A 24,602-nucleotide genomic window follows, 5' to 3' on the forward strand; every position below is an offset into this window, starting at 1 on the left:
CCGGGGTCTACCGACCCGCCGCCCCCGCCCCCAGGGCGCCGCGCTGCGGCCGGATACCGGCCGGTACGGCACGGGCGCGGGCCGGGGTGCCGGTCCAGCAGGTGCCCCGGCGGGACAGCAGGCGGCCCAGCCAGAGTTCGAGGGAGACCAGGTCGGCGAGGCCGTCCAGGGGGAGCGGTTCGCCCTCGGCGGCGGACCGCAGGGCCTTGCGGACCACCCGGGCCTCCACCAGGCCGGCCTGGGCGAGCAGCGGGCTGCCGAAGAGGTCCATGAGGGGTTCGGCCGCCACCCTGAGGCCGGTGCGGGCCGCCACCGCCGCCGGGGCGTGCGAGGTGGCGCCCCAGCCGGGCGGGAGGTCGGCCACACCGGCGCCCTCCAGGACCCGGCGCAGGATCGAGGCACGGGCGCCGGGCTGGACGCGCAGGGCCTCAGGGAGGGCCCGGCAGGCGCGGACGACCTGGTTGTCGAGGAACGGGGTGTGCAGACGCTGGGAGCGGATCTCGGCGGCCTGCTCCAGGACACGGATGTCGGCGGCGTGCCGGGCGAGGGCCGCCCGCGCGCGGTAGTCGCCGGGGCGCTGGCCGGGGCCGACGCCGTTGCGATGCGTCGCCGACTGCAGGCGAACCGATACTTCAGCCAGTGCCTCCCCGGTCAGCCAGCGGGCCGCCGGGCCGGGTCTGGCCCAGGTGAGCGCGGCGAGCGAGGCCCCCACCGCACCGCCCGGCTCCTCGAAGCGGTGGTCCATCAGCCGGGCGGCCAGCGTCTCCAGGCCCGCGCCGTACGGGGTGCGGGCGAGCTTGCGGGCCGCGCCGTACACGCGCGCGGGGACCAGCACCGAGCCGTCCGCCTTGGTCAGCGCGGCGACCGGGCGCACCAGATGCCGGCGCTTGCGGTCCATCAGCAGGTCGGCGAGGCGGGCCGGGTGGGCGTCCAGGACCTGCCGGGCGCCGTAGCCGGTGAAGTGGTCGGCGCTGCCGGACGCGAGGCGGGCGCGGTGCCGTGCCGCCGTCACCAGGCTGGGCCCCGGCTCGTCCGTGAGCGGGCCGTCCAGGTCGGCGTAGGGCAGGGTGTCGTCGCCGCCCGCCACCACGACGTGGTGGAGACGGGGGTTGGCCGCCAGGGCGCCGGCCCGCTCCAGCTCCGCCTCGCGGCCGCCGACGGCGAGGTCGTTGAAGGTGACCGCGAGCAGCCGCTCGCCCGCGCCGGTGCCGTGGCCCAGGACGGTGCCCGGCATCCCGGGCAGGCCGGCGGCGAGCAGGGCCAGGGTGCCCGAGGCGGGTCCGCCGGACAGGTCGGCGCCGATGCCGGGGACGGGCATCCCGCGCGCGGCGCGCCGCTCGGCGGGGCCCATTCCGGGTACCGGTCCCGGGTCGATGTCCGGCACATGGCGGGGCGCGGACAGACGCGCGCGTACGGCGTCCACCAGCGCGTCGCGTACGGCGTCCACCGCGCTGTCGGGGTCGGCCGGCGGTGCCGCCACGGCCAGCGAGGCGACGGGTTCGTACCCGGCGATCTCACGCGCCCCGGCGCGCAGGATCAGCGCATGCCCGGGCGGGATGCGCCGTACGCCGTCGTACGGCGTGGAGTCGTGCACCGCGGCCGGTACGTCGGGGGCGGCGAGCAGCGCCGCCAGGTGCCCGAAGTCGAGGTTGGCCTCGATGAGGTCGGCGAGCGGGAGGGCGGCGGTCGCGTAGGCGGTGCCACCGGCCCAGGGGGTGTAGAAGACGGGCCGGGCGCCCGCGAGGTCGCCGCACACCGTGACCCGGCGGCCGACCTGCACGACGGCGGTGTAGCTGCCGGGCCAGGCCGTCAGATGGCGCAGTGCGCCCCCGCGCGCGGCGAACAGCCCGAGGCGCAGCTGCTCGTCGCTGGCCCCGCAGGTACCGAGGACGGCGATGCGGTTCTGTGCGTCGGCCTTGACCACGCGCACCTCGTCGGGACGCCAGTCGCCGACCGCCCACAGCGGGTCCGGGTCGCCCCACAGAAGCTGGGAGCCCACCGGGTGCACGGTCTCGCCGTCGGGCCCGGTGGCGCCGGCGGAGCCGATTCCGGCGGCCACCGCGGCGGTGCTGCTCCATCCCACCAACCACCGCATCGACGCCTCCACAGGCTGTGGACAACCAGGTGCACGGTATGAACCGGGTCACCATGCTGCCATGAAGGAGGCGCGCCGGAGCGGCGACGGAGCCGCTCGGCGTCGTTGAATGCGCCCGTATCCGCGCCCCCCGCCCAGGTCGCGCGCGACCCCGACTGCCGTACGGGCGGGGGCGATCGGGCTGGTGGCAGGGGTGGATCGGCCAACATCCGCGACCTGAATGCGCCCCCGGTACGCTCCCTGAAAACGCCTTATGCGCCCTCAACTTCCATGGTGAGAGCGGAAATCACCCGTACGGGGCGGGGTCGGTTTTCGGCCAAATCGGCGCTGTAGGGACAGGCTTACGCACACTCCGTGCAAGCCCTGCGGACTACGCGCCGTGCTCGTCGCGCGCGCAGTCCGGGGAACGGAGTGCGCCCCCCGGACCGTTCCGCCGCCCGCGGGGATGGAGGCGGCGGAATCCCCCAGCCCACTGGATCCAGTACAGCGGGCCGACCCACGCGAGATCCATGGAACCGCTCCCCCGGTGGCCGGAGAAGAGCGCACATGCGGGCGCACGGCCACACAGCGGGAGCACGGCACAACTGTGCGTAGGGGGTGCGCACTTGAGTGCGGACCACAATCCCGCCATCCGGAAGAATGCCCCTTAACGCTTGGGATGCGGCGAACTACGCTGGGTTTACGAATGCCGCGCGGTTATGCCAGAGCGGCAGCCGTCTGTGTCGAGGGGTGGCGCATGTCCAGGGAGCAACGCGGGCCGAACGAAAAACTCGGCGCCGTTCTCGCCCTCGCGGGAATCAGCAACGCCGGCCTCGCGCGGCGCGTCAACGACCTTGGCGCCCAGCGGGGACTGACACTTCGCTACGACAAGACGTCGGTGGCGCGCTGGGTGTCGAAGGGCATGGTGCCGCAGGGTGCCGCGCCGCACCTGATCGCCGCCGCGATCGGCCAGAAACTCGGCCGCCCGGTGCCGCTCCACGAGATCGGCCTGGCGGACGCGGACCCCGCGCCGGAGGTGGGCCTCGCCTTCCCCCGGGACGTAGGACAGGCGGTGAAGTCGGCGACGGAGCTCTACCGTCTCGACCTGGCCGGGCGCCGCGCCGGTTCCGGCGGCATCTGGCAGTCCCTGGCCGGCTCGTTCGCGGTGAGCGCGTACGCGACCCCCGCGTCCCGGTGGCTGATAACACCGGCCGACTCGTCGGTCGCCCGCGAGGTGGGCCCGTCCGAGGGCTCCGGGGCACCGCTCAAAGTCGGCCACAGCGATGTGCAGAAGCTGCGCGAGGCCGCCGAGGACGCCAGACGCTGGGACTCCAAGTACGGGGGCGGCGACTGGCGTTCCTCCATGGTCCCCGAGTGCTTACGGGTGGAGGCCGCGCCGCTGCTGCTCGGCTCGTACTCCGACGAAGTGGGCCGCGCCCTGTTCGGGGCCTCGGCCGAGCTGACCCGGCTCGCGGGCTGGATGGCCTTCGACACCGGTCAGCAGGAGGCCGCGCAGCGGTACTACATCCAGGCGCTGCGGCTCGCCCGCGCGGCGGCCGACGTGCCGCTCGGCGGCTATGTGCTGGCCTCGATGTCCCTCCAGGCCACCTACCGGGGCTTCGGCGACGAGGGCGTCGACCTCGCGCAGGCCGCCCTGGAGCGCAACCGCGGCCTCGCCACGGCCCGCACCATGAGCTTCTTCCGCCTGGTGGAGGCGAGGGCCCACGCGCGCGCGGGCGACGCCCAGGCGGCCGGCGCCGCGCTCAAGGCGGCCGAGGGCTGGCTGGAGCGCTCCCGCGAGGGCGACCACGACCCGTCGTGGCTCGGCTTCTACTCCTACGACCGCTTCTGCGCGGACGCCGCCGAGTGCTACCGGGACCTGAAGGCGCCCCGGCAGGTGCGGCGGTTCACCGAGCAGGCGCTGTCGAAGCCGACGGAGGAGTTCGTGCGCTCGCACGGGCTGCGGCTCGTCGTGTCGGCGGTCGCCGAGCTGGAGTCGGGCAACCTCGACGCGGCGTGCGAGCAGGGCGTGCGGGCCGTGGAGGTCGCCGGGCGGATATCGTCCGCGCGCACCACCGAGTACGTGAAGGACCTGCTGCACCGCCTGGAGCCGTACGGCGACGAGCCGCGGGTCGTGGAGTTGCGGGAGCGGGCCCGCCCGCTGCTCATGACGCCGGCCTGAGCGGCTCATGACACCCACTGGGCGCGCCTCCCGGGTTCGACCGCGCTGTCAGTGGGGCAGGGCATCATCGAAGCCGGGAGGTGGTGCGGGTGCGGGCGCTCGGGCTCGACTGTGACGTGCTCGTGGTGGGCGGCGGGATCGTCGGGCTGGCCACGGCGTACGCGGTCACGCGTGCGGCGCCGGGCACCCGGGTGACCGTGCTGGAGAAGGAGCCCGGCCCCGCCCGCCACCAGACGGGACGCAACAGCGGGGTGATCCACAGCGGCGTCTACTACCGCCCGGGGTCCCTCAAGGCCCGGTACGCGGTGGGCGGCGCCGCCGAGATGGTCAAGTTCTGCGCGGAGTACGGCGTCGCGCACGCCGTGACCGGCAAGCTGATCGTCGCCACCGGCCGCGAGGAGCTGCCCCGGCTGCACGCCCTGGCCCAGCGCGGCCGGGAGAACGGCATCGCGGTACGGGAGCTGGGCGCCGCGCAGATCGCGGAGCACGAGCCGGAGGTACGGGGCCTGGCCGCCCTGCATGTGCCGACGACCGGCGTCTGCGACTTCACCGGGGTGGCCCGCCGGCTGGCGGAGGCGTCCGGCGCCGAGATCCGCTACGGCGCCCGCGTCGAGCGCGTCGACCGCAGACCGTCCCTCGGGGTGGCCGTGCGCACCACGCGCGGGGACGTCGTCCGTGGCCGCGTCCTGGTCAACTGCGCCGGGCTGCACTGCGACGAGCTGGCCCGGCTGACCGGCGACGACCCCGAGGCGCGGATCGTGCCGTTCCGGGGCGAGTACTACACGCTGAGGCGGCCCGAGCTGGTGCGCGGCCTGGTCTACCCGGTGCCGGACCCGGCGTTCCCCTTCCTCGGCGTGCACCTCACGCGGGGCATCGACGACGGCGTTCACATCGGCCCGAACGCGGTGCCGGCGCTGGCCCGCGAGGGCTACGGCTGGGGCGTCGTACGGCCCCGGGAGCTCGGCACCACGCTGGCCTGGCCGGGGGCGTGGCGCATGGCCCGGCGGCACTGGAGGTACGGGGCGGGCGAGCTGCGCCGGTCGCTGTCCAAGGCGGCGTTCACGGACGCGGTGCGCCGGCTGCTGCCCGCCGTGGAGCCCGAGGACCTGGAGCCGGCGGCGGCCGGGGTCCGGGCCCAGGCGGTCCTGCGGGACGGCTCGCTGGTGGACGACTTCCTGATCCGCGAGGGCCCGCGCGCCGTCCATGTACTGAACGCACCGAGCCCGGCGGCGACGGCGTCCCTCCCGATCGGCCGCGAGGTGGCCCGCCGGGCGCTGGCGGCGCTGGCGACCGCCTGATCCGGGCGTCCGGGGCCGTCCAGGGCGTTCGGGCCGGGCCCGCGACACAAGGGCGGCATCCTCGGGCGGTTCGGGCCGACGAGGCCTTCGGGCCGCTCGGGCCCACGGGGCCTTCGGACCGCTCGGGCCCACGAGGCCTTCGGGCCCACGGGTCCTTCGAACCGCTCAGGCCCGGGCCCACGGCGCAAGGGCGGCACCCTCAGCCGTCCGGGCCGTCCAGGCCGCTCGGGCCGCCCGAGCCGGACCCGCAGCCCAACGCCGGCACCCTCAGGCCGCTCGAGCCGCCGAGCCGGACCCGCAGCCCAATGCCGGCACCCTCAGGCCGTCCAGGCCGTCCAGCCCGGGCCCGCAGCCCAAAGTGGCGGCACCGGGAAGCACGTAAAATCGATGCCACTGTGTCTGATTCCCGCAACGCCCCCGAAGCCGCCCCGCCCCGTGCGCCCGTCTCCGCCGGCACCCCCGGCGAGCAGGGCCCCCGCACCCCCGGCGACCCCGTCCCGCCCGCTCGGGCCAAGGGGGAGCCGCGGTTCCCCGAGGGGCCGAAGCCCGATCCGGCCGGGTCGCACTTCGAGCGGCGGATCCGCAGCTTCCAGCCGCGCCGCAGCCGGGTCACCACCGGCCAGGCGGACGCGCTGCGGCGGCTGTGGCCCCAGTGGGGCCTGGACATCGACGGGCAGCGCGTCATCGACCTGGCCGAACTGTTCGGCAACGACCACCCGGTCGTGCTGGAGATCGGGTTCGGCATGGGCGAGGCCACCGCGCAGATGGCCGCCGCCGACCCGGACACCGACATCCTCGCCGTCGACGTGCACACCCCCGGCCAGGGCAATCTGCTCAACCTCGCCGAGCACCACGGCCTGCGCAACGTCCGCGTCGGCAACGGCGACGCCATCATCCTGCTGCGCGAGATGCTCGCGCCGGACTCCCTCGACGGGCTGCGCGTCTACTTCCCGGACCCCTGGCCGAAGAAGCGGCACCACAAGCGGCGGCTCATCCAGCCCGCGTTCCTGGACCTGGCCGCCACCCGGCTGAAGCCGGGCGCGCTGGTGCACTGCGCCACCGACTGGGAGCCGTACGCCGAGCAGATGCTGGAGGTGCTGACGGCCCATCCGGAGTTCGAGAACACCCAGCCCGGGGGCGGTTTCGCGCCCCGTCCCGCGCACCGGCCGCTGACCCGTTTCGAAGGCCAGGGACTGGACAAGGGTCATGTGGTGAACGACCTGCTCTTCCGCCGCGTACAGCGGTAGGAGCAGCGGGCGTAACAGCACTTGCGAGAGCACACAGCACCACCGACACCACCCCCTCACCGGCGCCCCGGCCCTCGCGCCGCTGCGGGCGGCGCCCCCGTCTCGTTAGGGTCGATGCCGTGGCCACCAGCCCCCCGTACCCGACGCATCCCCCCGCCCCCGCCGGCGGGGCGCTGCGGCACGCGCACTGGTGGCAGCGCCGATGGGTGCCCTACGCCGCGCTCAGCACCCTGCTGGCGCTGTCCGGGCTCGTCATCCTGGCCCTGGTGCGCGAACAGACCGGCACGGAGGGCTTCCTGGTCGGGCTGGGTCTCGCGGTGCTGCCCGTGCCGCTGCTCGTCGCGTCCTTCCGCTGGCTGGACCGCGTCGAGCCGGGCCCCTGGCGGAACCTGGTGTTCTCGTTCGCCTGGGGGGCCTGCGCGGCGGCGCTCATAGCGATCGTGGCGAACAGTTTCGCGACCCGCTGGATAGCGACCGCGACCGCCGACCCGTCCCACGCGGACACCCTGGGCGCGACGGTCATAGCGCCCGTCGTGGAGGAGACGGCCAAGGCGGCGGCCGTCCTGCTGGTCTTCCTCTTCCGGCGCCGGGACTTCAGCGGCATCCTCGACGGCGTGGTGATCGCCGGTGTCACCGCCACCGGCTTCGCCTTCACCGAGAACATCCTCTATCTGGGCACCGCCTTCGGCACCGACCAGCTGTCCGGCGGCAGCGGCATCGCCTCGGTGACCGCGGCGACCTTCTTCGTCCGCGTCGTCATGTCGCCCTTCGCGCACCCCCTGTTCACCGTGCTCACCGGCATCGGCTTCGGCGCAGCCGCGCTGGCCGGGGAACGCCAGCGGGTGCGCCGGGTGCTGCTGCCGCTGTCCGGGCTGCTCCTCGCGATGGGCATGCACGCCCTGTGGAACGGCTCCTCCACGTTCGGCGAGTTCGGATTCTTCGCCGTGTACGCGGCCTTCATGGTGCCCGCGTTCGGGCTGCTGGTCTGGCTGATGCTGTGGACCCGGTACCGCGAACTGAGGACCGTCCGCGAGGAGCTGCCGGCCTACGCCGTCGCCGGATGGCTGTCCCCCGCCGAGCCGTTCGCGCTGGGTTCGATGCGGGACCGCCGGGTGGCCCGGCAGTACGCCCGCCACCACGGCGGACGTCCGGCGGCCCGGGCGGTCGCCCAGTACGAGGCGTACGCCACCTCGCTCGCGTTCCTCAGGCGCCGGGGCCGCCGGGGCCGGGCCGGCGCGGACTACGTGGCCCGCGAGGGCGAGTTGCTGAACGAGTTGTGGCTGCGCCGCGCGTGGGCCCGCCCGGCCCTGCAGTACGCGGTCACAGCGCGGACCCGGCCCGTCCCCGCGTACGTGCCCGCGGCGCACGGCACTTGGTGGCAGCAGCCGTACGCCCCGAACGGGCACGCCCACGGCGGACCGCAAGCCCCGGTTTGGAACCCCTACCTCGGGTAGACGGGTCGGGGAGGGCGGCGCGGCACGGACGAAGAACCGGCAGCCCTGACGTCGGGGGGTCGTCGTCAGGACTGCCGGGGTTCAGACGGGGAAGGCGCTCAGGGAGTGAGGCCCTTGCTCCGCAGCCAGGCCAGCGGGTCGATGCCGCCGCTGCTGCCCTCGGGATGCACCTCCATGTGGAGGTGGGCGCCGGTCACATTGCCGGTGGCGCCGACGCGGCCGATGACGTCACCCGTGGCGACCTTCTGGCCGACGCTGACGCTGATCGAGGACTGGTGCGCGAACCACACCTCGGTGCCGTCGTCGAGGGTGAGCTCGGTCTTGTAGCCGTACGAGCCGTCCCAGCCGGCGAACGTGATCGTGCCGGAGTGCACGGCCTTGATCAGGGTGCCGGTCGGCGCGGCGAAGTCGAGGCCCGTGTGGTGACCGGACGACCAGTAGGCGCCGGCCTCACCGAACACCGAGGTGAGCGTGTACGAGGAGGTCGGCAGCGTGTACTGCTTGGCCAGCTCGGCGAGGCGCTCGGCCTCGGCCTTCTTGGCGGCCTCCTCCTCGGCGGCGGCCTTGGCGGCGGCGGCCTGCTCCTTGGCCTCCTTCTCCGCCTTGGCGGCCGCCTCGGCGACCTCCTTCTCGGCGGCGGCGACGGCGGCCGCGGCGGCCTTGCTGTCGACCTGGTCCTGCTGGAGCTCGGCCTGCGCGATGATCCGGCTGCGCAGCGCCTCACCGGCGTCGGAACCGCTCTGGGCGGTCTCGTCGGCGGTCTCGCCCATCGTGCTGAGGGCGGTGGCACTGTCGTCCGCGGCGGAGTCGTCGTCGGAGATCAGGGGCAGGTCCGGCATCGTGATGGCGACCGGCGGCTTGCCGCTCTGCGCGGTGGCCATGCCGCCCGCGCCGACGGCCGCTATGACGCCGACGCCGAGAACCGTGGAGCTGCGGGCGAGTCCCCCGCCGCGCTGCTTGGAGACGCGGTGCCTGCCGCGAACGGGACGGAGGGACTCCGCGGTGGGGTTCCACTCCTCGAAGGGGCCCTCGTCGGTGCGGTGCAGGTCGTAGCCGAAGGTGTCGGCGGTGCGCTGGCCCGGCACGAAGGGGGCTTGCGGGGCAGGACGGTTCGACGCCACGTGGGCGTACTCCTTTCCTTCCTTCTCGCCTACCGGGTTAGCTGACGGGTTCGGAGCAGGAAGGTCTCCTACGCGCGTATACGTGCCGTGTTGCCACGGCGGTATCCGCGAGATTCACCCCAAGGTGGTGGTTCCCCGGTTCCTCTACAGGATTAAGCGTGTGCGCACGGAGCCGACTCTTGTGACGGCTGGGACGACCGCGCTGCGTTATCGAACGTTAATAGACGCGGGGTGCGTATTCCAAGCTGTTCCGCTTGATCATTAACGTTTTCCGGCTGGACTTACGGGTCATCAGCGGCCTAAATCGGGCGAGTTGACTCGCGCGTACCCCCTTCAATACAGCTGACGGTTCGTCAGTTGTTATGCGGAGGGGGTTCGCTCCCTCACGTTCCGTGACAGCGAGTCGGGGGCGCGACAGAGGAGGGAAAAACACTCAGGGCCGGAACTCGAAAGTTCCGGCCCTGAGTCTTCAGTAGCGGGGACAGGATTTGAACCTGCGACCTCTGGGTTATGAGCCCAGCGAGCTACCGAGCTGCTCCACCCCGCGGCGATGTCTCTACTGTACGCCATTCTCGGGACCCACCGCACACGCCTTACCGCCGCACCCGCCCTGCCCGCGCCTACGACCCCCCTCTGACCAGGGCTTTTGTCGCCGTGGTGCGGGACGTGTCACATCAGATCGGGCACCAGGGCGCAAGGCAGGGCGCGCATCAGGGCACCAGGTGGGCGTTGGGCGCCGCGGCCCGTCCCGCGTACTCGGGCAGCACCACGACGTCCACCCCCGCGGCGGTCAGCATCCCGCTGCCGTCGGCGTCCGTGACGAAGGTGTCCGGCTCGCGCCAGGCCGTCACGACCCGCCGCACCCCGGCGGCCAGGATCAGCCGGGCGCAGGGCATGGGCCGTGAGGAGCGGTGCGTGCAGGGCTCCAGGCTGGTGTAGACGGTGGCGCCGGCCAGCCTCGGGTCGCCGGGCGCGATCTTGGCGAGGGCCGCCTCCTCGGCGTGCACGACCGGGTCGCCGCCCTCCCGGGAGTGCCCGCGCGCCAGCTCGGTGCCGTCGGCCGCCACGACGACCGCCCCGACGCTGAAGGCGGTCGGCGAGGGCGGGCACTCGGCGGCCAGGTCGCACGCGAGGGCCAGCCAGTGCCGGTCCGCGGCGGCCGGCAGGACGCCGGTACCGGGCGCGGTCGGCTCGTAGCGGGTCAGGACGACGTCCTCGATGCGCCGGGTCTCGACCAGCCGGAGGCGGCCCTCCTGGTAGCCGCCGGGCCCGAAGAGGCGGGGCGCCCGGGGGTCGCCCACGAACAGCGGGGCCAGCACCAGCTGCAGCTCGTCGGCGAGCCCCTGCCGCAGGAGCTGGGTGTGGACGGTGCCGCCGCCCTCGACCATCAGCCGCTCGACGCCGCGGACCTGGCGGAGGTGGACCAGCAGGTCCCGCCAGTCCAGGTCGTCGCCGAGCGCGACGACGTCGGCGGCGACGGGGTCCTCGCGCAGGCGCCCGGCGCCCTTCTCCGTCGTATAGACGATCTTCTCGCCACCGGTGTGCCAGAAGTTGGCCGCCGGGTCGAGTTCGCCGGACGCGCTGACGGTGACCTTCAGCGGGTACTCGGGCCTGCCGGCGGCCGTGCGGGCCGCGCGCCGCTCGGCGGAGTTCACGAGCAGGCGGGGGTTGTCCGCCCGGATGGTGCCGGCGCCGACGAGGATGGCGTCCACGGAGGCCCGTACCTCGTCGACCCGGTCGAAGTCGGCCGGGCTGGACAGCAGCAGCCGGTCGGGGCCGGTGTCGTCGAGGTAGCCGTCGAGGGAGACGGCGGCGGACAGCAGGACGTAGGGGTAGGACGGCATCGGCACGCTCTCCCGCTCGGCGATCGGGGCTTGGTCGATCGGTGCTTGGCTGATCGGGGTTGGTCGATCGGAACTCGACCGATCGGCTTGGTTCAAGTTTGAAACAAACCTACACTGGACACATGACGACTCGCTGGCTCACCCCCGAGGAGCAGCGCGCCTGGCGCGCCTACATCGCCGCCGTCGCGCTCGTGGAGGACGCGCTCGACCGGCAGCTCCAGCAGGGGGCCGGCATGCCTCATCTGCATTACTCCATTCTCGCCACCCTGTCCGACGCCCCGGAGCGCCGGCTGCGCATGACCGACCTCGCGGAGCGGCTGAAGATCACCCGCAGCCGGCTGACGTACGGCGTCTCGCGTCTGGAGAAGGACGGCCTGGTGGCCCGCGAGGACTGCCTCGTGGACAAGCGGGGCAGCGTCGCCGCCCTCACCGACGAGGGGATGCGGCTCCTGGAGCGCGCGGCCCCCGGCCATGTGGACACCGTACGGTCGCTGATCTTCGACCGGCTGTCCCCGGAGCAGGTGGGGCAGCTGGAGGACATCTTCACGGCGATCGGCTCGGGCGTGGAGGGGGGCTGCGGCCAGACCACAGGGGACGAGGTGCCCTGGCGCCGGCGTGCGTCGAAGCCGTGTTCGTGACGCACACCGCAGGACGGCGTGACCCGGAGTCATTGCTTCAAAGTTAAAGCACGAGGTAGGGTCGCGTTCCGAGAAGCTGCTTCAAATCTGAAGCAGAGCCCGCACGGAACCCGGAGACCCGCATGCCCGACTCCCTCGCAGCCGCCACCCAGCGCGCCCGTGTCCGGGTCCCGCTGCGCTTCCCCGACGGCTACACCGCCGACGCCGAACTGGTCACCTTCCACGGCCTGGCCGACGGCCTCGAACACGTGGCCGTCGTCCTCGGCACCCCCGAGCCCGGCACCACCCCCCTGGTCCGCCTCCACTCCGAGTGCCTGACCGGCGACGTCTTCGGCTCGGTCCGCTGCGACTGCGGCCCCCAGCTCCGCGAGGCCGTCGAGCGCATCGCGCGGCGCGGCGGCGTGCTGCTGTACCTGCGCCAGGAGGGCCGCGGCATCGGCCTCTACAACAAGCTGGACGCGTACGCCCTCCAGGACGAGGGCCTCGACACCTACGCCGCCAACGCGGCCCTCGGCCTGCCCGAGGACGCCCGCGACTACACGGCGGCCGCCCAGATGCTCACCGCCCTCGGCATCGGCGAACTCGACCTGCTCTCCAACAACCCCGACAAGGCCGACCAGTTGCGCGACCTCGGCATCACGGTCCACGACCGCGTCCCCACCGGCGTCTTCGCCACCCCGGCCAACGTCCGCTACCTCCGAGCCAAGGTCATCCGCACCCAGCACACACTCCCGCTGGGGGAGTTGGCGGGGGCGCATCTGGCGTAGGCCCGGCCCCGGCGAGAGGCGGCCGCGCGGCAGGAAAGTGCCGCCCTTCCTGCAGGAAGCTGACATGAGCGACCAGCCTGACGCTGCTGTTCCAATGGCATCGTCTTTCTCGTCAGAACGACCCGTCAGGTCAAGGGGGAAGCAAGTGAACGCGCGGTCCAGGCGTCATCCGGTGCGCGTCAGGTCGATCGTCGTCCTGGTCGCGGCCGCGACCATGGGCTGGGGGTCGACGGGTACGGCCACTGCCGCCGCGGAGCAGCGGCCCGTGCTGTCGGTGCCGCTCCATGGACACGCCTCGCACGACCTGGTGGAGCGGGCGGTGGAGCGCCTCTGCAGAAGGCACTCCGGCACCCGTCTCCAGCTGCCTCCCTTCGCCCGGCCGTGCAGGCCGGTCAACGGGTGGCAGTGACCTGAGGGACCTGATGGGCCGGAAGAACGAAAACGGGAGAACAAAAGTGAAGAAGGCAATCGCCGGTGCCGGTGTGGTTCTCGGCGGCGTGGCCGCCCTGCTCGCCACCCAGGCTCCCGCCCAGGCCGCGGCGCCCTCGGTGACCACCTCCGCCGCCCAGGCGGCCGAGCACAAGACCGACGCCAAGCAGCCGCGGTGGGTCGGCTCCGTGGCCCGTGCCGCGGTCGTCCACGGGCGGGCGCTGGCCGGCACGCAGGCCATCCGCAGCCAGGTCGGCAACGTGGTCCGGATCGCGAGCCTCGGCTCCGCCCCGGCGGACACCACCAGCAACGGCGCGTCCGTCGAAGAGGTCTTCGACAAGTGACGCGTCATCTCATGACCAGGAGGGCGGTGCTGCTCGGCGGCGCCGCCCTTCTGGGCCTTCACTTCGCTCTCGCCGCCTTCTCCCAGGCCCCCGCCACCCCGTTGAAGGTCCAGCACTTCGACAAGGTGAAGGGCTATCTGAACCCCTACTTCGTCCAGAACTGGATGCTCTTCGCACCGGATCCGCTCGCCGACGACCGCGGTGTGCTGGCCCGGGCCCGCTGCCGGGACGGGAGCGTCACCGAGTACCACGACGTCACCACCGCCTACGTGCGCGAGGCGCAGGAGAGCAGGTTCTTCCCCTCCCGTATGTCCCGGCTCGTCTCCGCGCCCATGCAGTCCATCAACGCGACGGACCCGCTGCTCGACCGGCTGCGCGAGAAGCACAAGGACGGAGGCAAGGACGGAACCGAGAAGGTTCGTCTCATGCCGGAGGAGCGGGCGGCACAGCACAACGCGGTCCGTTTCCTGGCCCGTTACTCGCTGACCCAGATGCCCGGCGTCTGCGGCGGTGATCCGGAACGCGTCCAGATCCGTATGTACGTGCGCGAGCTTCCGCCCTGGTCGAAGCGCAACGCTCCGGCGAAGGCGGGCAAGGACACCGTGCGGGTGCAGGACTTCGACTGGCTGAAGGCGGGTGAACTACGATGACGGCCTCGCTCCGCGCGCGGCTGCGGGCCCGGGCGGACCGTTCCCTGGCCTCGCTCGACCGGTTCGGCGCCACGCCGTTCGCCGTCCTCGGCGTCTCCGGCACCCGGGCCCTGCTCGGCTTCGTCGGCTTCATGTTCTACGCCTCGCAGTACGCCGACCGGCACTATCTCTTCGGCCCCTCGGGCGTCGAGTCGTGGAGCCGCTTCACGGACGTCCTCGACGAGACCGGCACCTTCAGCCTCTACGCGGTCAGCACGTCGACGGCGTGGTTCGAACTGGTCTTCCACCTCGGCATGCTGCTGGCGCTCGCGGTCACGCTGGGGGTAGGCGGCCGGCCGGTGCTCGCCCTGCACTGGGTGTTCCTGTGGTCGGTGTACCAGCGGAACCAGTTCCTGCTCGACGGCGGCGACAACCTGGCGTACCTCGTCATCCCCCTGCTGATGCTGACCCGCTGCTACGACCGGCTCTCCTTCCCGAGCGGCCTGGCCGGGCGGGTGCGGGAGCGGCTGCCAGGCGGCCTGCGCGCCGCCCAGACCCCGCTGCACAACCTGGGCGTCCTCGCCATCGCCACGCAGATCTGCCTCGTGTACGTCACCAGCGGCCTCTACAAGGTGCAGGGCAAGCTGTGGCAGGACGGCACGGCGCTCTTCTACATCATGCGCATCCCCGAGTTCGAACTCCCGGGATTCTCGCGGCTGGTGTACGGGAACGACCTGCTGGTGATCGTCGGTACCTACGCCACCACCCTGTTCCTGGTCTACTTCCCGCTGGGTGTGCTCGTGCCGAGGCTGCGCCCCTGGGCGGCGGTGGCGTCCATCGGCTTCCATCTGTCGATCGCCTTCTTCATGGGGCTGACCGGCTTCGCGCTGACGATGGTGGCCTGCGACCTGATCTTCCTCAGCCGGCCGCTCGCCGCGGCGATCCGGCTGACGGGCCGGGTCGGCGACCGGATCACGGCGTCCGTACGCAGGCGCACCGGATGGCCGGAACATTCCGCCGTGACGGCGGCGCGGACGACCGCCGCCAAGAATGCAGGCTGACCGTCCGCACAGGACGTACGACGCGAAGGGGAGTCGCCCGTGACCATGGTCGGGCTGTTCTGGATCACCACCGACGAGGTGTACGTGGGTGCCCCGCCGGGCACCGACGCCCTCGGCGTCCGGCTGACCGAGAAGGGCGTGGAGACGGACGGAGCCGGGGACCACCGGACATGGGCCTGGGAGGACCTGCGCTCGGCCACCGTCGAGGGCGCCCTCGTGCGCAGCGCCTCCCGCCGGCGCCTGGCGCTGGCCGTGGAGGTCGTGCTCACGGCGGCCATGGGCGGCACGGGCGACCCGGAACCGATGCTTCTCCGCCTCGAAACCGCCACCGGTGCGGAGGAGTTGGGGGTGTACGCCGCGGCCGCCGGCGCGTACGAGCAGGAGGAGTTCGACCTCTCCCAGCGGCTCCTGGCCCGGTTCGTCGACGGTGGCGCGTCCCCCCGGACGCTCATGGAATGGCGGCGGGGTGCCGGCGACCCCGCCCCGAAGCCGGCCGAGCGGCAGGCACTGCTGCGGAAGTGGCTGGACGGATGAGCCCCTTCACCCGCCCCGCCCCCCTGTGCGCGATCTCCGGCACCGGCCGTGTCCGGACCGAGCGCGGCCACGCCCTCGACGCGTACGTGGAGATCGGCTCCGTCACCAAGGCGCTCACCGGCACCCTGCTGGCCCGCCTGGCCGACGCGGGACTGCTGTCCGTGGACGACCGGCTGACCGTATGGCTTCCGGCCGTTCCCACCGGATCGGAGATCACGCTGAGGCAGCTCGCGGACCACACCTCCGGGCTGCCCCGGCTGCCCCCTCGGTCACCGTCGGCCGACCCCCGTGACCCGTACGCGGCCTTCGGCGCGGAGGAGTTGGGCGATGTGCTCCGGCGGCTGGACACGATCGCCGTGCGGGCGCCCGGCGTGGGCGAGGAGTACTCCAACCTCGGCTACGCGGTCCTCGGGGCCGCCCTGGAGGCGGCCGGCGGCGGCCCGTACGAGGAACTGCTGCGGCGGCACGTCCTCGCACCGCTCGGCGTCGACGAGGTCACCGCCGCCCCGCCCGCCGATCGGACCCTGACGGCCCGCGGGCTGTTCGGGCGACCTCGCGCCCCCTGGACCATGACCGGGCCGATCCTGCCCGCGGGCGGGCTGTGGGCCACACCCCGGGCCGTCGCCGAACTGGTGAAGGGCCTGCTCGTGGACCGGACGCTCGGCGAGCCCGCGCTGTCCTGGCAGCGGGCCGGCGCGCTGCGGTGGCACAACGGGGCGACGCGGGACGCCTCGGCCTTCGTCGGGGCCGTGCCCGGGACCACCACCTGGGCGGTCGTGCACCGGCTCGGCGGCCGTCCGGCACGGACGGACAAGGTGGGACTGAACCTGCTGGCCGAGGCGAAGAAGGCCACGGAAGGCCGGGAACGGACCGAGGGGCCGGCCCTGTGACGGACGTGGACGTCACGGTCGTCGGCAGCGGCCCCAACGGGCTCGCCGCCGCGGTCACCATGGCCCGCGCGGGGCTGCGCGTCGAGATCCGCGAACGCGCCGAGGACTTCGGCGGCGGGTTGCGCACCGCATCCCTGTTCGACGGCGAGATCGTGCACGACCTCTGCGCCGCGGTCCATCCCATGGCCGCCGCCTCGCCGTTCTTCCGTGCGTTCGGCCTGGCCGACCGGGGCGTGGACCTCCTCCACCCCCCGGTCGCCTACGCGCAGCCCCTCGACGGGCGGCCGGCCGCCCTGGCCCACCGCGACCTCGACGCCACCTGCGCCGGGCTCGGCGCCGACGGCGCCCGGTGGCGCCGGCTCATGGCGCCGCTGGCCGCGCACAGCACCGGCGTCGTCGACTTCATGCTGTCCGGACAACGGTCCCTGCCTGCCGACCTCGCCGCACCGGCCCTGCTGGCACCCCGCGTCCTGCGGCACGGCGGGCCCTTCCACGGGTTCGCGACCGAGGAGGCGGCCGCGCTGCTCACCGGCGTGGCCGCGCACGCGGTCGGACGGCTGCCCAGCCTGGCCTCCGGGGCCACGGCCCTGCTGCTCGGCCACCTCGCCCACAGCACGGGGTGGCCGCTCCCGAAAGGCGGCAGCGGCGTCGTCGCCCGCGCGCTCGCCGACGATCTGGAGGCCCACGGCGGCCGGATCCACACCGCGACCCCCGTCACCGACCTCCGCGAGGTGCGCGGCGCCCGGGCCGTCCTGCTGGACGTGGCACCGAAGGGGTTCCTCTCCCTCGCCCGCGAGGGGCTGCCGCCCCGCTACGCGAAGGCCCTGGCGCGCTTCCGGTACGGCCCCGGCGCGGCCAAGGCCGACTTCCTGGTCTCGGCGCCGGTCCCCTGGCGCGACCCCGGTGCCGGCCGCGCCGGCACCGTGCACCTCGGCGGCACCCGGGCCACGATGCTGCGGCAGGAGACCCTCGCGGCCCGCGGTGTCCCCACCGCCGAACCGTTCGTCATGCTCGTCGACCCCGCCGTCACCGACCCCTCGCGCGAGGTCCGGGGCCGACGGCCGGTCTGGGCGTACGCCCATGTGCCCAACGGCGACACCCGTGATCCGCTGCCGATGATCCGGGCCGCGATCGAACGGCACGCCCCCGGCTTCACGGACACGATCCTCGCCGAACGGGCCGTCACCGCCGCGGACCTCGAGACGTACAACCCGAACTACGTCGGCGGCGACATCCTGGCCGGAGCCATGACGCTCCCCCAGTCGCTGCTGCGCCCCGTCCCCCGCTTCGACCCCTACCGCACCCCGCTGCCCGGCGTGTACCTCTGCTCGGCGTCCACCCCGCCCGGGCCCGGCGTGCACGGCATGTCCGGCTACTGGGCGGCCCGTTCCGCGCTGCGGCACGAGTTCGGCATCCGCACGGCCCCGGCACTCACACCGGCGTCATGAAAGAGGGGTACGGCCGTCCCGTGGCCGGCGGGGCTCAGATCCAGCCGCGCTCACGGGCCAGCAGAGCGGCCTGCGGGCGTCCGGCCGCGCCGAGCACCTGCATCAGGTCGGCCACATGGCGCCGGTAGGTGCGCACGGAGATGCCGAGTTCGCGGGCACCGACCTCGTCCTTGCTGACCCGGCACATCGACTCCAGCACCCGCTGCTCCAGCTCGGTCGGACGGTCGCGGTCGTCGCCGTTCTCGTCGAGGCGCGGGAGGGGGTCCGCGTCGCTCCAGATCTTGTCGAACAGGGCGAGCAACTGGGCGACCAGCCCCTCCTCCCGGACGAGCAGCGCGCCGCGCGCGGTGTCGTCCGGGTCCACCGGCACCAGGGCGGTGCTCCGGTCGTAGACGAGGACGCGCTCGGTGACGGTCCGCGCGACCCGGATCTGCGCGCCCCGCGAGGACAGTTCGCGCAGATACCCGGCGGTGGGCGGATGGCCGAGCGCCGTGCCCGGCACGACGCTGCGGATACGCACCCCGCGCCGCAGGCACCGCTGGTCGAGCGGGCGGGCGTGGGCGATGTTCTCCGGCGTCAGCTCGACGTACGGCTCGACGGAGAGGATCTCCTCGCGCGCGAAGAAGGCGAGGTCGTCGATCCGGGCCCGGATGCGCTCGACGTCCGCCAGCCGTTCGACGCGCGGCGCGGAGGCGGCCTCCCGGGGCTGCTCCTGGCGCAGCTCGGACACCAGGTGCCGGGCCTGTGTGACCCGGGCGAGCTCCCGGTGGAGCTCCCGCAGACACAGGTCGGTGAGGCGCTCCACGGCGGTCTCCGGGTCGGCGGACGCGAGCGCGCCCGGCCCGGTCCGGTGCAGCACCCCCAGCGTGCACAGCCGGCGCACGCTCGTGTCGACGTCGCGCCGGTCCAGTCCCAGCAGGGTGTGGATCTCGTCGTCGGAGGTGTCCGGATTCCGCAGGAAGTGCCGGTACACGGCCTCTTCGGGGGCGGAGAGCCCCAGCCCCGACATGTCCGATCCCATCGCGTCGCCCCCGTTACGCCGCTCCGACCGGCCGGCGCGCGAAGGACGGGATGGTCGGTCCCGCCCCGGAGCCAGGCCGTTTCGTGGCCAGGAGTTTAACCCGTGCGCCCTGTGGGCGACTTGGACCGTCCACCGGGACGAAAAGGACGCGGCGCCCCGGCCGGCCGAAGCCGGCCCGGACGCCGCGTGGCCGTAGGCCCTGTGGGACTCGAACCCACAACCAATGGATTAAAAGTCCACTGCTCTGCCAATTGAGCTAAGGGCCCAGGCGATGGTGCCACCCCGAGCATAGCCGCACGTGGCCGTCGAGCCGATCGGGTATCGGGGTGACGGGCCTGTCGGCGGGTGCGCCAGTCGCTGAAAACCGTCACGCGGTCCTTCAGTACGGGGCACCGCACTTGCCGGCGCAGCGGCGCAACTCGCCGTTCCGCAGGCGCATCGGTCCTCGCCGTCGGTGTCCGGTCCTGGCCGCCGGGAACGCCGAAGGGCCCGCACGACGTGAGTCGTGCGGGCCCTTCGGCGATCAGTGGGCGTCAGCCGTTGCGCTTCCAGCGCGGCTTGTCGTCGCGGCGGCCGAACGAGGAGCCGGTGCCCCGGTGGTCGTCACGGCGGCCGTACGGACGCTCGTGGCCGCCGGAGCGGAAGCCCGGACGGTCGTCGCGGCGGTCGCGGTTGAACGGGCGGTCGCTGCCCCGGTGGCCGCCACGGTCGTCACGGCGCTCGAAGGAGCGGCCGGCACCGCGGTCGTCCCGGCGGAAGCCGCCACGGTCGTCACGGCGCTCGAAGGAACGGCCACCACGGTCGTCACGGCGCTCGAACGAACGGCCACCACGGTCACCACCGCGGTCACCGCGGTCGTCCCGGCGGAAACCGCCACGGTCACCGCCCCGGTCGTCACGGCGCTCGAAGCCACGGTCGCCACGGTCACGGTTGAAGCCGCCGCGGTCGTCACGGCGCTCGAACGAACGGCCGCCACGGTCACCACCGCGGTCACCGCGGTCGTCCCGGCGGAAACCGCCACGGTCGCCACCGCGGTCGCCACGGTCACGGTTGAAGCCGCCACGGTCGTCGCGGCGCTCGAACGAACGGCCGCCACGGTCACCGCGGTCGTCACGACGGAAACCACCGCGGTCGCCGCCACGGTCCCGGCGCTCGTACGGCGCCGGAGCCTCGGTGCGCTCCGTGCGGTCCACGTCCTGCGCGGCCGGCTGCTCGGGGACCGACACCTCGACGGCCTCGGCGACCGCCGCCTGCGCCTCGGCCACCGCGGCCTCGGGGTCCTCCCCGCGCTCACGGGCGACCCGGGCGACCAGACGGTCGGCCTCCTCGCGCAGCTCGGTGGCACGGCGCTGCGCCCGCTCCAGCTGCTTGGTGAGCTGGGCGACCTCGCGCTCGGCCTGCTGCGCGGCGTTGCCCGCGGACTCGGCCTGGACCTCGGTCATCGAGCGGGCGCCGGTGATCTCGGCGACCTCCGGGTCGAAGGCGGCACCGCCCTGGATGATGTGGCGCGAGGCGTCCACGCCCGCGTCCTCCATCAGACGGAAGATCTGACGGCGCTGGTGCGGCAGCGAGAGCGAGACCACCGTGCCGGTGCGGCCGGCACGCGCGGTGCGGCCCGCACGGTGCAGGTAGTCCTTGTGGTCGCCGGCCGGGTCGACGTTCAGCACCAGGTCGATGCCGTCGACGTGGATGCCGCGCGCGGCGACGTCGGTGGCGACGAGCGCGTTGACGTAGCCGTCCTTGAAGTCCGCCAGCACCCGGGTACGGGCGCCCTGCGTCATGCCGCCGTGCAGCGCGTCGGCCTTCACACCGGCCTCGACGAGCTGCTCGGCGATACGGTCGGCGCCCAGCTGGGTGCGGACGAAGATGATCGTGCGGCCCTTGCGGGAGGCGATCGCGGCGGTGACCGGCGCCTTGTCCTTGGGCTTCACGATCAGGATGTGGTGCGACATGGTCGTGACGTTGCCCTGGGCGCTGTCGACCTCGTGCGTGACCGGGTTGCTCAGGTAGCGCTTGACCAGCGTGGAGATCTCGTTCTCCATCGTGGCGGAGAACAGCATCCGCTGGCCGCCCGCCGGGACCTGGTCGAGCAGCTCGGTGACCTCGGGCAGGAAGCCCAGGTCGGACATCTGGTCGGCCTCGTCGAGGACGGCGACCTCGACGTTCTCCAGGGAGCAGGCGCCGCGGTTGATGATGTCGCGCAGCCGGCCCGGGGTGGCGACGAGGACGTCGACGCCGCGCTCGAGGGCGTAGATCTGGTTGCCCATCGACGTGCCGCCGCAGACGACCTTCATCTTCAGGCCGAGGACGTCGCCGTACGGCTGGAGGGCGTCCGCCACCTGCATGGCGAGCTCACGGGTCGGGGTGAGGATGACCGCACGCGGCTTGTGCTTCTCGGTGCGGCCGCCGGACAGACGCGCGAGCGTCGGCAGGCCGAAGGAGAGGGTCTTGCCGGAGCCGGTGCGGCCGCGGCCGAGGATGTCCTTGCCGGCCAGGGCGTCCGGGATGGTCGCGGCCTGGATCGGGAAGGGGGTGGTCACGCCGTTCTGCGCGAGCTTGCGCACGACGCCCTCGGGGAGACCGAGCGTGGCGAAGGTGACCTCGGGGGCCGCCTCGACGACGGGCTCGTTCTCGTCGTTCTCGGGCACGACGACGTGATCAGTACTGGAAATGGACATGCGTATGCGAAACCTTCCGGAGTCTCGTCGGCACGCGCCCGTCAACTCCGTGATTCGCAATAAGACCGCCTCAATGCGGTCAGCCACGGCAAGGGAGAGTACGCGCCACACGGCGCGCTCTGTGGTGGCGCCGGGCAAATGGGATCAAACGATCTACCACCATACGCACCCCTCACCCCCCAAGGCAAACCGACCGTCAACCATGTAGGCAACGTCACTCGCCGACCACCCCCACCGGCCCCCGGCCGGTCCCCCTCGCACCCCTCCCCCTCTGGATCACGCGGGCGCCTGTGCCTCCGGAGCGGGCTCGCGCTGCACCAGCTGCGGTGCCGTGTCCTCGTGCGCCGACGACGACGGCTCCGCCGGCGGGGGCGTCGGCGTCGGGGTCACCGGTTCCTGGGTCGGCGTGGGCTCGGGCTCCGCCGGCCGGGTGGGCTCCGGCTCGGCCGTCCGGGTGGGCCCCGGCCCCTCCGTCCCGCCGGGCTGCGCGGGACCGGCCGGCCGCGACGCGCTCGCCCGCGCGGACGGCGAGTCCGAGGGATCGGCGGACTTCCGGGACTTCTTCCCGGCGTCCTTGCCCTTCTTCTTGCCCCGCTCGCCGTCGACGTCCGCGTGCGCGCCGAACCCCGACCCGCCGCCCGTCCCCGCGGGCCCGCCGTCCGGCGCCGCGCCGCCGCGCTGCCCGGCGGAGTGCGACGGCTTGGCACTCCCTCCGCCGCCGTCGTCACCGACGCTCATACAGCCGGCGACGGCGGCCACGGCCACGGCCGTCGCGGCCAGTCGGACAGGTACGTACAGAGGGCGCACGCGAGCCACCTCCAAGGGCGGGCGAAGAAGTCGCCCTGCCCAACTCCCGCCGCCCACAAGAGGACACGCGCCGCGCGGGGCCCCACGGGCCCGTGTCTCACCCGTATCCGAGGGCGTGCAGCCGCTCGTCGTCGATCCCGAAGTGGTGGGCGATCTCATGCACCACCGTCACCTCGGTTTCCTCGACCACCTCTTCCCGCGACGCGCACATCCGCAGCGTCGGCCCCCGGTAGATGGTGATGCGGTCCGGGAGCACCCCGGCGTACCACTCGCCTCGCTCGGTCAGCGGCGTCCCCTCGTACAGCCCGAGGAGCTCCGGGTCGTCGGCGGGCGGTTCGTCCTCGACGAACACCGCGACGTTGTCCATCAGCCGCGTCAGCTCCGGCGGGATCCGGTCCAGCGCCTCGGCGACCAGTTCCTCGAACTCCTCGCGCGTCATCTCCAGCACAGCCCCATTGTCAGGCACGGCGCCGCTCCCGAGGAGCCGCCGGCGGCCCCGCATATCCGGGGCCGGACATGGGCATACGGCACCAATGCCCCGCGTCCCCGTCGCGATCATGAAAGTTCTCGGACATCTCCCCAGGGCACCACGCGCCCTCGCCGACCGCTACGCCACCCGCCGACCGCACCCCGAGCCCGAGCTCGTCACCCAGCCCCACCCCTGGACGCGCGCCCTCGGTCTGGTCGCCGTCGTCCTCGTCGGCGCCTGGCTCGGTCTGCTCGTCGTCGGCAACGTGCGCGTCCCGGTCGGCCCGATGAACACCACGATGACGCTGCGGCCCTCCCTCACCGGCGGCACCAAGATCAACGTCTCACCGCTCGGCGCGCTCCAGTTCGCCAGCCACATCGCGCCCGTCCGGCTGGACGTCAACGTCGACCAGCTCGACCCCGAGCGCGCCCAGGCCCTCGTCGACCACCCCGAGCGCCTCTCCGGCCTCCAGGAGGAAGTGACTCAGGACGTCACCGACGGCACCCTCGACCTCGCCCTGCGCAGCGTCGTCGCCGTCGTCACCGGCGCCACCGCGCTCGGCCTGGTGGTGTACCGGCGCCCTCGCCGCGCCCTGGCCGCCGGCGGGCTCGCCCTCACCCTGCTGGCCGCGTCCGGCGGGACGGCGTACGCGACCTGGAACCCGGAGTCCGTCCTGGAGCCGAAGTTCTCGGGGCTCCTGTCCTCCGCCCCGTCCCTGGTCGGCAACGCGCGCAGCATCGTCACCGAATTCGACGTCTACCAGAAGGAGTTGGCCCGTCTGGTCACCAATGTGACCAAGCTCTACGACGCCACCTCGACGCTCCCCGCCTACGCCCCGGACCCGAGCACGATCCGCGTCCTGCACGTCTCGGACGTCCATCTCAACCCGGCGAGCTGGAAGATCATCGCCTCGCTGGTGGCGCAGTACAAGGTCGACGTGATCGTCGACTCGGGCGACACCATGGACCACGGCACGGCCGCCGAGAACGGCTTCCTCGACCCGATCGAGGACCTCGGCGCCCCCTATGTCTGGGTGCGCGGCAACCACGACTCCCGGGTCACCCAGAGCTATCTGGAGGACCTGAAGAACGTCCACGTCCTCGACGACGGCGAGGCCGTGACCATCAGGGGGCTGCGCTTCGCCGGGATGGGCGACCCCCAGTTCACCCCCGACCGCTCCCAGGCGCCCGGCGGCGACGCGGCCAACGAGCTGGCGGGCGCCCGGCTCGCCAGCGCCCTGCGCGACCAGAAGGCCGCCGGCACCCCCGTGGACGTGGCGGTGGCGCACGAGCCGATCGCGGCCCGCAAGACGGACGGCGAGGTCCCGCTGGCCCTCGCGGGGCACATCCACCAGCAGACGACCGAGGTGCTGCCGTACGGCACGAGGCTGCGGACCGAGGGCTCCACCGGCGGCAGCGGGCTGCGCGCGGTCGAGGGAAAGCACCCCGACCCGATCCAGACCTCGATCCTGTACTTCGACCGCGACACCCGGCGGCTGCAGGCGTGGGACGAGATCGAACTCGGCGGCCTCGGGCTGACCACCGCCGAGGTGCGGCGGCACCTGGTGGAGGAGAACCAGCCGGGCGCCCCGGACGGCGAGAGCGCGTCGCCCAGCGCGAGCCCGTAAACCGTTTTGGCGATACCTCCCGGCATCCCATATGCTTCTC

At 73.4% G+C, this 24,602-nt stretch carries 21 protein-coding genes, 2 tRNA genes and 1 riboswitch; of the genes, 14 read left to right on the forward strand and 9 right to left on the reverse strand.

Annotated elements, in window-relative coordinates; translation table 11 throughout:
- Positions 1-7 precede the first annotated feature (7 nt).
- Complete coding sequence (locus DC008_RS16280; protein ID WP_108707610.1) at positions 8-2,095, reverse strand: asparagine synthase-related protein; 2,088 nt, start codon at positions 2,093-2,095, stop codon at positions 8-10.
- A gap of 736 nt (positions 2,096-2,831) precedes the next feature.
- Here DC008_RS16280 and DC008_RS16285 point away from each other — a divergent pair.
- The 4 genes from DC008_RS16285 (at position 2,832) to DC008_RS16300 (ending at position 8,255) form a co-directional block, all read left to right on the forward strand.
- Positions 2,832-4,256, forward strand: a complete 1,425-nt coding sequence (locus DC008_RS16285; RefSeq protein WP_055624946.1) for an NsdA family TPR-like regulatory protein — start codon at positions 2,832-2,834, stop codon at positions 4,254-4,256.
- An 89-nt stretch (positions 4,257-4,345) separates the two neighbouring features.
- Positions 4,346-5,554, forward strand: coding sequence for an L-2-hydroxyglutarate oxidase (gene lhgO / locus DC008_RS16290; protein ID WP_108710725.1), 1,209 nt, complete (start codon positions 4,346-4,348; stop codon positions 5,552-5,554).
- A gap of 395 nt (positions 5,555-5,949) precedes the next feature.
- Positions 5,950-6,801, forward strand: coding sequence for a tRNA (guanosine(46)-N7)-methyltransferase TrmB (trmB, locus tag DC008_RS16295; protein WP_108707611.1), 852 nt, complete (start codon positions 5,950-5,952; stop codon positions 6,799-6,801).
- Positions 6,802-6,920: 119 nt separating this feature from the next.
- A complete protein-coding gene (locus tag DC008_RS16300; RefSeq protein WP_244221363.1) occupies positions 6,921-8,255 on the forward strand; it encodes a PrsW family intramembrane metalloprotease in 1,335 nt (444 codons plus the stop codon).
- Between the two features lie 98 nt (positions 8,256-8,353).
- Here DC008_RS16300 and DC008_RS16305 read toward each other — a convergent pair whose 3' ends face one another.
- From DC008_RS16305 to DC008_RS16315, 3 genes are all read right to left on the reverse strand, one after another.
- A complete protein-coding gene (locus tag DC008_RS16305; RefSeq protein ID WP_108707612.1) occupies positions 8,354-9,376 on the reverse strand; it encodes a M23 family metallopeptidase in 1,023 nt (340 codons plus the stop codon).
- 11 nt (positions 9,377-9,387) lie between these two features.
- Positions 9,388-9,545: riboswitch (cyclic di-AMP (ydaO/yuaA leader) on the reverse strand.
- A gap of 304 nt (positions 9,546-9,849) precedes the next feature.
- Positions 9,850-9,923 (reverse strand) — tRNA-Met (locus tag DC008_RS16310).
- 163 nt (positions 9,924-10,086) lie between these two features.
- The gene (locus tag DC008_RS16315; RefSeq protein WP_108707613.1) at positions 10,087-11,220 is read right to left on the reverse strand and encodes a dihydrofolate reductase family protein; all 1,134 of its coding nucleotides are present in this window, start codon (positions 11,218-11,220) and stop codon (positions 10,087-10,089) included.
- 122 nt (positions 11,221-11,342) lie between these two features.
- On the opposite strand from DC008_RS16315, the gene DC008_RS16320 reads away from it, so the two are divergent.
- The 9 genes from DC008_RS16320 to DC008_RS16360 all read left to right on the forward strand — a co-directional run bounded on the left by DC008_RS16320 (position 11,343) and on the right by DC008_RS16360 (position 17,960).
- A complete protein-coding gene (locus DC008_RS16320) occupies positions 11,343-11,858 on the forward strand; it encodes a MarR family winged helix-turn-helix transcriptional regulator (protein WP_108707614.1) in 516 nt (171 codons plus the stop codon).
- 122 nt (positions 11,859-11,980) lie between these two features.
- Positions 11,981-12,625: a GTP cyclohydrolase II gene (locus tag DC008_RS16325; RefSeq protein WP_108707615.1), complete on the forward strand. Its 645-nt coding sequence runs from the start codon at positions 11,981-11,983 to the stop codon at positions 12,623-12,625.
- A 172-nt stretch (positions 12,626-12,797) separates the two neighbouring features.
- Positions 12,798-13,034 (forward strand): hypothetical protein, encoded by a 237-nt coding sequence (locus DC008_RS16330; protein WP_108707616.1) that lies wholly within the window; start codon positions 12,798-12,800, stop codon positions 13,032-13,034.
- Between the two features lie 46 nt (positions 13,035-13,080).
- Positions 13,081-13,398, forward strand: coding sequence for a hypothetical protein (locus tag DC008_RS16335; protein ID WP_055624938.1), 318 nt, complete (start codon positions 13,081-13,083; stop codon positions 13,396-13,398).
- Between the two features lie 11 nt (positions 13,399-13,409).
- The gene (locus DC008_RS16340; protein ID WP_123954007.1) at positions 13,410-14,048 is read left to right on the forward strand and encodes a DUF5819 family protein; all 639 of its coding nucleotides are present in this window, start codon (positions 13,410-13,412) and stop codon (positions 14,046-14,048) included.
- Positions 14,045-15,088 (forward strand): HTTM domain-containing protein, encoded by a 1,044-nt coding sequence (locus DC008_RS16345; protein WP_108707618.1) that lies wholly within the window; start codon positions 14,045-14,047, stop codon positions 15,086-15,088. Before DC008_RS16340 ends, DC008_RS16345 begins: the two co-directional genes overlap by 4 nt.
- Before the next feature lie 39 nt (positions 15,089-15,127).
- Positions 15,128-15,622, forward strand: a complete 495-nt coding sequence (locus tag DC008_RS16350) for a hypothetical protein (RefSeq protein WP_108707619.1) — start codon at positions 15,128-15,130, stop codon at positions 15,620-15,622.
- Positions 15,619-16,512, forward strand: coding sequence for a serine hydrolase domain-containing protein (locus DC008_RS16355; protein ID WP_108707620.1), 894 nt, complete (start codon positions 15,619-15,621; stop codon positions 16,510-16,512). The genes DC008_RS16350 and DC008_RS16355 overlap by 4 nt, the downstream gene beginning before the upstream one ends.
- Positions 16,509-17,960, forward strand: coding sequence for a phytoene desaturase family protein (locus DC008_RS16360; protein WP_108707621.1), 1,452 nt, complete (start codon positions 16,509-16,511; stop codon positions 17,958-17,960). The genes DC008_RS16355 and DC008_RS16360 overlap by 4 nt, the downstream gene beginning before the upstream one ends.
- 34 nt (positions 17,961-17,994) lie before the next feature.
- Here DC008_RS16360 and DC008_RS16365 read toward each other — a convergent pair whose 3' ends face one another.
- From DC008_RS16365 to DC008_RS16385, 5 genes are all read right to left on the reverse strand, one after another.
- Positions 17,995-18,969: a helix-turn-helix transcriptional regulator gene (locus DC008_RS16365; RefSeq protein WP_374207464.1), complete on the reverse strand. Its 975-nt coding sequence runs from the start codon at positions 18,967-18,969 to the stop codon at positions 17,995-17,997.
- A 205-nt stretch (positions 18,970-19,174) separates the two neighbouring features.
- A tRNA-Lys gene (locus DC008_RS16370) sits at positions 19,175-19,247 on the reverse strand.
- A gap of 267 nt (positions 19,248-19,514) precedes the next feature.
- Positions 19,515-21,659, reverse strand: a complete 2,145-nt coding sequence (locus tag DC008_RS16375; protein ID WP_055624932.1) for a DEAD/DEAH box helicase — start codon at positions 21,657-21,659, stop codon at positions 19,515-19,517.
- A 276-nt stretch (positions 21,660-21,935) separates the two neighbouring features.
- Entirely contained in the window at positions 21,936-22,466 is a 531-nt protein-coding gene (locus tag DC008_RS16380; protein ID WP_108707623.1) for a hypothetical protein, read from the reverse strand.
- Positions 22,467-22,563: 97 nt separating this feature from the next.
- Positions 22,564-22,914, reverse strand: a complete 351-nt coding sequence (locus DC008_RS16385; protein WP_062673344.1) for a metallopeptidase family protein — start codon at positions 22,912-22,914, stop codon at positions 22,564-22,566.
- Between the two features lie 85 nt (positions 22,915-22,999).
- Here DC008_RS16385 and DC008_RS16390 point away from each other — a divergent pair, with 85 nt between their 5' ends.
- The gene (locus DC008_RS16390) at positions 23,000-24,562 is read left to right on the forward strand and encodes a metallophosphoesterase family protein (protein ID WP_108707625.1); all 1,563 of its coding nucleotides are present in this window, start codon (positions 23,000-23,002) and stop codon (positions 24,560-24,562) included.
- The last annotated feature ends 40 nt before the right edge of the window (positions 24,563-24,602 follow it).

The organism is Streptomyces nigra (assembly GCF_003074055.1).
GTDB classification, from domain to species: Bacteria; Actinomycetota; Actinomycetes; order Streptomycetales; family Streptomycetaceae; genus Streptomyces; species Streptomyces nigra.